The organism is Silvanigrella sp. (assembly GCF_044369315.1).
In the GTDB taxonomy this organism is placed as follows: Bacteria; Bdellovibrionota_B; Oligoflexia; order Silvanigrellales; family Silvanigrellaceae; genus Silvanigrella.
The window spans coordinates 1-10,317 of record NZ_JBIPMD010000107.1; the positions used below are offsets into that span (position 1 = coordinate 1).

Genomic DNA, 10,317 nt, shown 5'->3' on the forward strand with positions numbered 1-10,317 from the left:
GAGAGTGTCTTAAAGTAGCATAAATTGATTTAAGTTATAATAAATATGGAGAAAACACAAAATGTGGCCTCTTACCGCTAATGAAATTTATCAAGTAATTACAAAAGATTCAAAAAAAAGAAATGATTTCGAAAATATAATTATTGATGGCGTTTGTTTAGATAGCAGAAAAGTAAAACCTCAACATTTATTTGTTGCAATTGAAGGGGAACGTTTTGATGCTCATTCTTTTTTAGAGGATTGTTTTGCAAAGGGAACAATGGTTGCACTTGTAAATAAAAATTCGAATTATTTAAATAAACTTTCCATTGAAAATAGAAAAAAATGCATCGAAGTTGAAAATGTTCTTGATAAATTTAGAGAGTTTGCAAAATTTATGCGATCTCGTTTTTCATTTCCTGTGATAGGGGTTGCGGGAAGTAACGGAAAAACAACAACAAAAGAAATGCTTGCCAGTTTATTAGGTGGGAATCAATTTAAAGTAACAAAAACAGAAAAAAGTGAAAATGGTTTTTTAGGTATGGCTGTTACTTTGTGTCAACAAGAGCATAATAAAAAGAATCCCCCAAATGCTTTAGTCCTTGAAATTGGAATAGATGATATAGGAGCTATGGAGCAACATGTTGCTTTAGGATCACCCGATATTTCTATCATAACTGCTTTAGGGCCTGAACATTTAGAGCATTTAATCAATTGGGAAACAGCAGCAAAAGAAGAACTCATTTTTTTTCAAAATCCAAATACAAAAAGAGTATGGCAATTTGAAGATGATAAAATATTACAAGCATTTGAAGATAATTTAAAATCTAAAAAGTCGGGTTCAAATCATTTTATGAATACAGAAAATGATTTTGTTGTTATTGAAAAAAACAAACTAAAAACAATTTTTATTAATAAAGAAAGTTTATTAGAACATATTTCTCAAATTATTGTCTGGAATGTTCCTGAAGAATCTAGTACGGAAAGTGATATTATATTTGAAATTTTTTCAAATATAAATACCCTAAAGTTAAATGGAAATATAAAATTCAATGTTCCTTTGCCTGGAAAACACAATGCCGCAAATTTTGCTTTAGCGTTTGCAACTGCTATAATGCAAAATAGAAGTTTGAACGAAATTGTTTCGGGTTGGTCTCAATTCGTTTCACCACCCATGCGTTCAAGAGTAACAACATTAAAAAATGGAACTATTTTATTTAATGACTGTTACAATTCGAGTCCAATGAGTTTAGAGGCAGCATTACAATCCATAGAAAATAAGGAATGGAAAGAAAAAAATAAGATTGTTATTTTAGGTGACATGCTTGATCTCGGGGGCGAGTCAAAATACTGGCATGAGAAAGTGTTTAACTCGCTAAAAAATATCCAGAACGCCTACTTGTGCCTTTATGGATCCGCCATGTATGATTGTTATAAGTTACTTAAAGAAAATGAAGATACGTTAATATCGAATAATAATTCTAGGCTTTTCTGGCGCGACGCTAATGAAGAGCCTAGTCAGTTTCTAACTGATATTGATGTGAACTTTTCTGGTTATGTTATTTTGATTAAAGGCAGCCGAGGAATGAAACTTGATAGAGTGGTTAAATCTATTGAGGAAAAATATTGTTGAGTTAGCAACACTCGGTAATCTGAGCAATTTTGAAATTCGGGAGGTGTATACTATGCGACCTGAAGTACTTCAAAATGAACTATTAAAAATCCTTGAAAACTCTTTTGTCGATCGCCACTCTGATCCCAAGGATGATGTAGTTCTCTCATTGAATGAGGATCAGATGTTTAAACTTTGGAATATTTTAGGAGAAGAGCTTGGGATCGATCTTTCATTAGCTACAGAGGATCAAAGAAAACTTTTATTTGATGCCTGTGATAATGGGAAACATATTGCTGCTCGGGATTTTAGTTCATTATTATGGTTAGTTTATTATAGTGATGCTGCATATCAATAAAAAACAGCAATAAAAATCATGTAAAATGAGTTATTGCTTTTTTTGTATCTAAAATTTTGTCTTACCTAAAACATAAAAAATGATCCTCGTTTTTTTAATTGTCTTTAATTCACTTCAAAAGCAAAAAAAGAAATCGACATTCTTGCCATCCCGTATAAAAAGGATTCATTTAAAATTGAAAATAGCAAAAGCTTAAGATACATCTTATTTGTGTTTTAAAAATTTTTCTTTGTATCAACTTGTTGTCTGATATTTAGTTAAATTTCAAAGGGAATCAAAGTTTTTAAGTGAATATCATTTAATCATATTTATTTCTTTGTTTTCTTTTTTTAGTTAAAAACACATTTAAAAAAAATGAAGATGTTCCTAATAAATTTCAAGCAAAAACTTAGATGGTTTAAATTTTGAAAGAATATGTATGAAAAACTATAAAAACAAAACAACATTTATACAAAAAACAAAAAATTATTTTAATCCTAAATTAATACAAGTTGAATTTAACTATAGAAAAAGAGCATTCATAATGAGTGCCATTTTTTTTGCAGCTTTGTTTTTAATTTTAATGAGATATGCCTATTTAACCGTATTACCTACAGATTTAAGATCGAAACTACTTGCTACGGGATCGAGGCAATTTGAAACCAGTGTTACGTTGTCAAAACCGCGAGCAACCATTACCGATAGAAATGGAAAAGTTCTTGCTGTGAGTGTTTCCAGTACCAGTTTATTTATTTTAACTCGTAAAATGCCTAAAGATGAAGAAACGCTTAGAAAAGTAGCAAAACAAATTAAAGTACCATACCAAGACTTAGAAGCGTTAAAAAAAGAAAAAAAGAATTTCGTTTGGCTTAGACGTCAAATGACTCAAACCGACTTAAATGAAATCGGTTCTATTAAAAAATGGAAAAACTTTTTAGACACGGTTGATGAACCAAAACGTATTTATCCCGAAAAAGATGTCGCTGCTCAATTGATCGGATTTGTCGGAGCAGATGGAAGTGGCCTTGAAGGTGTTGAAAAAATTTATAACACTCGTCTAATTGAAAAACCAACAAAAGTAGATGCCCGTCGCGATGCCCGCGGCCGCGTTGTGATTGATACTCCAAACGATGCTTCTAAACCTTCTCAAAATCTCCCTAATTTAAGATTGTCTATCGATCTTTCTATTCAACAATTTGCACAAAATGCTCTTCGTGATGGTGCCATTAAATCAAAAGCAAAAGGCGGAAGTGCTGTTGTGATTGATGTTACTTCTGGTGAGTTGTTAGCAATTGCAAGTTATCCTACGTATGACTTAAATAATCCACCAAATAATGATCCCGATGCGCGCCGTTTTCGTCCTGTCATGGATGCCATTGAACTTGGTTCCGCTTCAAAACCAATGTGGATCGCCAAAGCTCTTGACCTTGGTATTATAACGCCAAATACCATGTTCGATGTTCGCGGCGGAAAAATGTTTTTGCCAGGTGGAAAAATTCGGGATGACCACCCTGTAGATCATAGCTTAGATACACAAGGTGTTCTTAGATACTCCAGTAACGTAGGAATGTATCAAATCTCTCTAAAAGCAGGACGTGAAAAATTATATGAATCTCTTATGAAAGTCGGATTTGGCCGCTCCCCAGGAACAGGATTCCCAGGGGAATGGAAAGGACGTATTCATAAACCAGAAAACTGGAGTGAAATGCGTTTTGCAAATATGTCCTTTGGACAAGGTTACGCCATTTCTGCTCTACAACTTGCTCATGCTGTCTCTATTATGGCAGGTGGAGGACAAGATCGTGGTGTTAACTTAATTGCAAAAGACAAAGAAGCAGAAAAGAATTTTGTGGGACCACCTATTCAATTTATTTCTAAAGAAACAAGTAAATTGGTTTCTAATATGATGGGTAAAGTAATTGAAGAAAGTAACGCAGGAAGAATTCCTGGAGTTTACGTTGGTGGTAAAACAGGTACAGCACAAATTTGGTCCAATAAAGATAAAGCTTATTCAGAAAGAACCGCAGTTTATCAAGGAATTATTCCTGCAAATAATCCTAAACTTGCTATTATTGTTGTGCTCGATGAAGTAAGAGTGCGACCTGCTTATGGTGCCATGCTCGCTGGTCCTGTGTTTAGTCAAATTGGCAGAAGAACCGTCGACTACTTAAATTCACAAGGTGTTTTTAGCGTTGAACCTTTTGCCAACGCTTATCTTTCAAAAACCGAAGATAAAACCCCGTTACAATAACTTGACTTTACAAACTCTCTGTTGCAAGGCTAATGTGCCACAATCCACTTAGTAAGATTTGCAAATTCTTTATCTAAGGACCCATAGTGAAGTGGATATCACGTAGGCCTCCGAAGCCTGAAGCGCAAGTTCGATTCTTGCTGGGTCCGCCATAATGTTTATGAATAAAATCAAAGAGTTAAATCACCCAGCAAGATTGTCCCAAGGGTCTAGTCCCAATTTTTGGTTGGGACTAATTGGGACCTCTTGGGACTAAAGGATAACTTTTTGTGCGATCGAGCAAATTCGTCCCTATTTTTATCAAAAATAATTGGGACCAATTGGTACCAAAGGAAAAGTCTGATTTCGCAAAAAAAATTTCTGGAGTTAAGCATTTTCCATCGGAGTCATCGGCAAATAGTATTTATTTTACTCTCTGTAAGTAAAGTATGTGCCGACAAGGGCTTTTTTTTCATCGGAGGTTTGTCGGCATTACGGCAATCACCGGCAAGGCCTTTTAACTTCAGTTCAGACAAATTTATTGATCTGCCCCTTATATCAAATTCAAAAAATAGTTTTAAAGGTTATGCTAAGAATTTATCTATGCTTGATGTGATACCAGCAATTGGTAATTGTGTGGCATCAAAATAAGCAGTTGTCATTTCGGATGTTTTATGTCGTGCTATTTTTTGAACAACTTGCATGGAATGACCTGCACTTGCCAAAAATGTTATTGTTGTATGCCTCAAACTATGAGCAGTTGTATGTTTTATGCCCGCTTTTTTTGCTAATGAAGAAATCGTTTTAGAAAATTCGTGTGGGCTTTTAGCTACCATTGGAAATAAGATTGCACTTTTTTCTATCGAGTAACCGAAAGTATGAGCTTTATTATTCCATTGTATAAGTTTAGTCGCTATTAAAGAAGACACTTCAACAAATCCATTAGAATTGCATTTTGCCGAATGCTGAATTTTTTTTGTTCTATGATTCATGGTTTTATTAACAGAAATAAATAGTGAACCAAGGCCAATTTGATTTGAATCTAAATATTGCAAGTCACCCCAAGTTAAAGCTGCAATTTCGCCAATGCGTAAGCCTGTATAAATTAAAAATTCAATAATAATTCCAGTTTGAAAACCTCGCTCGTAAGCTTGAGCAATAAGTTTTTTAGCTTCTTCACTATTTAATGCTTTCTTTTTAATATTTGTAGTAAATTTAGAGTCCATTCGTTCACGTTTAAATAAGCGAGAAATGTTTTGAGATACTTTAGGTTCTTTAACTGGGTTTTGAATAATATAGTTTTTTAAACAACACCATTCAAAAAAAGTACTTAAAGTTCCTAATATATTTCGCACTGTTTTAAGCGCACGTTTGTTTCCTTGCTGTGTAGGAGTTTCTGCTAATTTTAAAGCAAAAGTTAAAATAGAATTATCATCTATTTCATCTGGTTTTAACTTTCCAAAAACAGGTAGTATATAAAGACGTACATTTTGTTCATAAATATAAATTGTTTGAGGAGAGTAATTTCCAAAAGGATTTTTTAACCATAATTGAAACAAATTGCCGCAATGTAATGAATTTAAAACAGAAGGATTTTTTAATTTATCACGCCATTTTATAGCTTCTTCTTTAGAATGAAATGATTTTGATTTTTGTTCTCCATTTATTGAAATTCTTGCTTCCCACAAATTTAAACGAGGAATAAATCTGATACCAGTAAGTTTAGATTGCTTATTTTTCATTTATAAAGTGTCCTTTCATTTGAATTAAAAGACACCTCAATGCATGTAACAAATCACAAAGTTAGGCTTGAATTCTTACCTACTTTGTGTGATTATTTTCTTGTCAAAAAACGTCATCTGTAATTTGATTAAAGGGGAAGTGCTTGCAAGGTAGCTTCCTCTTTTTTGTCAAAACTTTACATTATTTTACACATGATGAGGCAAAATTCAATTATTTTAAAATATATAATTTTATTATGTTTTTTAAGATCTAAATTATTCTACATAAATATTCATTAAAAGTTTCATTAACATATAAATGAAAGCCTATATCCTTTTTTCTATTGCCGGCGCTATTTGTCTTTGATTCAGGAAATCTTTTGGTTATTTCTTGTGAAAATCTTTTAATTTGATCAAACTTACTTCTTGGATATAATTTTTTAAATACATAGAATAAGTCTGAAACTAAGATTGCCTTTCTGTTCATGTCAATTGATAAACTAAACATATCGCAAAAGCCTTCAATATCTGTCATAGACGTGTGTTTTTTTTGAATAATTGAAAGTTCTTCTAGAGATAAAAAGCAATCCCAGTTTTCATCAATTAAAGTCCAAAACCATGATCCATCAAATTCTAATGGATATAAATTTCCTTGTTGCCTTTGGCTTTCTGTTAAATAATTTAACTCGTTTAAGCTTTCAATAGAAATATTTACATTTTTAAATGATTTAACTTCAATTGGAAAAAATCTTCTATTTCCTGTTTCATCTTTTATTTTCTCCGATAGGTTTTCAATATTTGCAGTTGCAATAAAAGTGGCATTATTTTTAACTTGAATAATACGATTCGTTCCTAATATTCTTGGCGAAAGCATTTCTGCTGTAATAATGCTTTTTAAGTATGATATATCGCTTTTTTCTGAACTAGATAATTCATCTAAAAACAAAATATTCCTTTCCATATTAGAAGCTATTTCTCTTGTATCTGCAACTTCAGATGTTTTTTTAAGTGCATAAAATTGAGAATAATTACTAAATGGTTTGCAAAAGTTTTTTACAAATTCTGTTTTACCAACACCTTGTTCTGTATTTATAAGGACAGGGCATAAATGATTTTGTACTTTTAAATTTGCAATTTTTCTTTTTACTTGCCAAATAAAGTGCATCAATACTTTTGCAACAATTTCTGGATAAATTAGGCTGTCATTTTTTAAAGCTGGAGTTAGAAATTTAACAAAAATATTTAGAGATTCGTTAAATGATTTGCCATTATATTTAATATTTTTTTGTATTTCTTCCATATCTAAGTAAGACTGTTCATGGTACATGACGCTTAAGGTATTTAAAATATGTTCTTTATTAAATTTAATACGTTTTGTAGGTATATCTTTTTTTGAGGCATAATAATAAAAATTTTTTAAAGAATTTTGAAAAATATATTCAATAATTTTATTATCACTAAATCCTTTACTTTTAAATCTTTGTACTTCTTTCCTTAGTAATTCATCAATTGAGGTCGCATAAATAAATGTTTCTAGCTTTTCATTCTTTTTTTCATTAGTAGATAAAGGCATTATTTTTTTTTAGCAACTTGATTTTTTGAACTTAAAGGTTTATCATAAAGCATACTTTTCTTCCTTTGCAAAAGTTCTTAAAAGCTTCTAGGCTGCCACCTGAGGCTTTTCTTATCTAATTTTTGTGAAATTTAAATAATAAATTATTTTTATTTTTATTGAATAAAATTAAATATTTTATAAATAGCCTTAAATAAATTTTATAGTTACTTTATTTAATTACAACCGAGCTCCTTTAAATGGCCTTCCTTTTCTTTGCTCTTGTTCTTCAATGAATGCTTCGAGCTTTAATCGAGTTGCATGGGTGCAAGATTTACCTCTAGCTATATTTGTTAGAGTTTGTCTTGTAATACCTGAGTGAATTCCTAATTTTGTAATGTTACCGCAAAATCTTAAACCTTTTTTAAGGGCTTGAATTGCAAGATCGTTGTTGTTAATTTTTATAAAAGAAGTTTTAGTATCTATTTCCATTAATTAATCTCCTAAATGATATTAATTATAAAATTGTTATTTAATAAATTGAAAATTGTTATCTAATATATTCAAATTAACCGGCACAGACAAATTGGGTGACTTCAAAAATCATCTCGCGCCGGTTCAAAATCCAAATCAAAAACTCTCAAGGCGCGCTGCACGGGCTGGGGCCCGTTTGCTTCCACACACTACGCCACGAAGTGGCAAACGTATGAGAATAATTTTATTAATAAATACAATAGATTATAAAATAACTCATTGATGCACCAAACACGGTGCAAATTCTGATTTATTATTCATATTTCTCTTTTATTATAAGCATTATTAAATGCACCAAATACGGTGCATTTATCATTTCTATAGTTGACTATGCACCAAAAATGGTTCAAACTTTATATGAAGTTGAATTTATTCCTTATTTAACAACAATAGTTTATGCACCATTTTTGGTGCAATGGAGATTTTAAAAATGAAACGAATCTCAATTACATTCACGAATGAAATGTATGAATTTTTAAAAAATATTTCTGAAAAAAACGAAGTAAGTTTGAATGAAACTTGCACCAAGATCATTGAAGATTTTAAAAGTAACAAAGAAAGTTTTGAAAAAAAATCCATGAATGAACTCTCTCTGAACACAATTGAAATTAAAAAATTAACTTCAAAAGTTAGTGATCTTGAGAAAAATTTAACCGCTTCACTCATTATTGGAAGACAAATTTTAGGCGAAAGTTCTACAGCTGGTTTTTTTGTTAAACAACAATACAAAACTGGATATGAGGCTGAGTTGAGAGATTCAACAATGAATGAACTTAAAAAATATATAGATGAAAAAGATAAAATTTTTAATGAAGTTTTAAAAAAATCTGGTGTAATTTAAAGTAATTTTTTACAAATTTTTAATTTACTTGGTCAAAATAAATTATTCCAGTTGGGTACGAATTAGTTTGTCCAACAATTGAAGTAGGAATTTGAAAAGTAAAAGTCATGAATCCCGGATCAGAAAATGGAGGCTTCCAATTTGAATTTGTTCGACTGTCAACAATCGTTCCTTTTAAATTTCCAGTAATAAAATTTAACGAAGTATCGCTTTGAATCAAACTTTTTGAGCCTACTGAAAAACTAACTAAAGCCAATTGCTGACCAATCAAATTATTAACAGGAGATTTAAAATTTACTGAGATTTGTATATTATTTGAACCTGAAAATAGTGATCCACAGTTTAAAGTTGAAGCCTGAACCGATGCAAAAGAGTTTGTTATTGGAAATATATTTTGATTTGGCGTTGATGAAACTTGCCATGTAGTCGAATCTATTTGCAATGAGCAAACATCATTTGCGGAACCGTATTTTGTAAGTGCATTTTCTCCACCACAACTAATTACTAGACACATTATTGAAATAGATCCGAAAAGAACATTTACATTTTTCATCACAATAAACACCTTTCCTTAAAATTATATTGCAAAAATATTCAGGTTTTCTTAAAAAGCTTTGAAGAGTTTGTCTTTTTTAGACTGTCATTTTCTAAACTTTGACTTAAGTTTTGATTCTTTTTTTCATCTTGATATGGTTTTTGTTCTAACTTCTGAGGAGCACTTTGAGACTCATTTAAATTAACAGAAATATGAGACATATTTAATTCAAGGTCATCCAATATCTCTTTCATTTGATCTGAATTGTGATTCAAATACTTTCGAGCACAAGCAACTACAAACTTTTTTTTGTATCCAAAATACATTTTTTGGAAAAAATCATAGACTGCTTTGTCTAATTTATTCGTTAAATCGAAATCAATTTTAACGTAACCTTTTTTATTTTTATCTTCCATTTTGAACTCCTCAAGGAAATATTCGGACGTTAACTATTTAAACTTCCTTCGAGGATTCATGAGTATCCATCCCTATGTCAAGCAACTTTGGTAACATATCACTATTCATTTTTTCTCCGGATTCTTCCTGAGCAATAAATAATGCACCAATTAGATTTGCAAACATTCCAAGCCGAACAGTGCGTCCTTTGCAATTCCATTTATGGTCAACCAAGAAGGATTCACCACCACCATTCAACAATACTTTTTCTGCTGAGGTCCATGTTTTTCCTAAATCTTGCGATAAAGTATCAGATAGAATTTCAGTAAATTCCTCTTTCGCTTTTAAAAATTCTTGTTCAAAATTAATAACTGTACTTTCAAATTGAATCGTAAATTCCTTACGATTTATTTTGTCTATAATTGAGAGAAAATCCGTATTTAACTTACCATGTATGATCTTCCCCCAATTTTATAGACACAATTAACCGACCTTTTTCATTGGTCTAGTTATTTCAAATATAACTGGAGACAGATATCCATTCGACGAATGCTTTCTAACACGATTGTAGTAAACTTCA

General features: G+C 31.1%; 10 protein-coding genes and 1 tRNA gene. 5 read left to right on the top strand and 6 right to left on the bottom strand.

Annotated elements, in window-relative coordinates; genetic code table 11:
- Positions 1–61 precede the first annotated feature (61 nt).
- From murF to ACIQ56_RS09795, 4 genes are all read left to right on the top strand, one after another.
- Positions 62–1,612, top strand: coding sequence for a UDP-N-acetylmuramoyl-tripeptide--D-alanyl-D-alanine ligase (gene murF, locus ACIQ56_RS09780; RefSeq protein ID WP_397600879.1), 1,551 nt, complete (start codon positions 62–64; stop codon positions 1,610–1,612).
- Between the two features lie 52 nt (positions 1,613–1,664).
- Positions 1,665–1,949 carry a hypothetical protein gene (locus ACIQ56_RS09785; RefSeq protein ID WP_153420921.1) on the top strand — a complete coding sequence of 95 codons (285 nt, stop codon included), beginning with the start codon at positions 1,665–1,667 and terminating at the stop codon, positions 1,947–1,949.
- Between the two features lie 418 nt (positions 1,950–2,367).
- The gene (locus ACIQ56_RS09790) at positions 2,368–4,179 is read left to right on the top strand and encodes a peptidoglycan D,D-transpeptidase FtsI family protein (protein WP_397600880.1); all 1,812 of its coding nucleotides are present in this window, start codon (positions 2,368–2,370) and stop codon (positions 4,177–4,179) included.
- Between the two features lie 77 nt (positions 4,180–4,256).
- Positions 4,257–4,331 (top strand) — tRNA-Arg (locus ACIQ56_RS09795).
- A 411-nt stretch (positions 4,332–4,742) separates the two neighbouring features.
- Here ACIQ56_RS09795 and ACIQ56_RS09800 read toward each other — a convergent pair.
- The 3 genes from ACIQ56_RS09800 to ACIQ56_RS09810 form a co-directional block, all read right to left on the bottom strand.
- Positions 4,743–5,900, bottom strand: a complete 1,158-nt coding sequence (locus tag ACIQ56_RS09800; protein WP_397600881.1) for a tyrosine-type recombinase/integrase — start codon at positions 5,898–5,900, stop codon at positions 4,743–4,745.
- Positions 5,901–6,150: 250 nt separating this feature from the next.
- A complete protein-coding gene (locus ACIQ56_RS09805) occupies positions 6,151–7,452 on the bottom strand; it encodes a VapE domain-containing protein (protein ID WP_397600882.1) in 1,302 nt (433 codons plus the stop codon).
- A gap of 219 nt (positions 7,453–7,671) precedes the next feature.
- Entirely contained in the window at positions 7,672–7,923 is a 252-nt protein-coding gene (locus tag ACIQ56_RS09810; protein ID WP_397600883.1) for a hypothetical protein, read from the bottom strand.
- Positions 7,924–8,395: 472 nt separating this feature from the next.
- Between ACIQ56_RS09810 and ACIQ56_RS09815 the strand changes: the two genes are divergently transcribed.
- Entirely contained in the window at positions 8,396–8,806 is a 411-nt protein-coding gene (locus tag ACIQ56_RS09815; protein ID WP_397600884.1) for a hypothetical protein, read from the top strand.
- Positions 8,807–8,825: 19 nt separating this feature from the next.
- On the opposite strand, the gene ACIQ56_RS09820 is transcribed toward ACIQ56_RS09815, so the two are convergent.
- The 3 genes from ACIQ56_RS09820 to ACIQ56_RS09830 are packed head-to-tail and all read right to left on the bottom strand — an operon-like array spanning position 8,826 to position 9,971.
- Positions 8,826–9,359, bottom strand: coding sequence for a hypothetical protein (locus ACIQ56_RS09820; protein ID WP_397600885.1), 534 nt, complete (start codon positions 9,357–9,359; stop codon positions 8,826–8,828).
- Positions 9,360–9,400: 41 nt separating this feature from the next.
- Positions 9,401–9,757: a hypothetical protein gene (locus ACIQ56_RS09825; protein ID WP_397600886.1), complete on the bottom strand. Its 357-nt coding sequence runs from the start codon at positions 9,755–9,757 to the stop codon at positions 9,401–9,403.
- A 37-nt stretch (positions 9,758–9,794) separates the two neighbouring features.
- A complete protein-coding gene (locus ACIQ56_RS09830) occupies positions 9,795–9,971 on the bottom strand; it encodes a hypothetical protein (RefSeq protein WP_397600887.1) in 177 nt (58 codons plus the stop codon).
- Between the last annotated feature and the right edge of the window lie 346 nt (positions 9,972–10,317).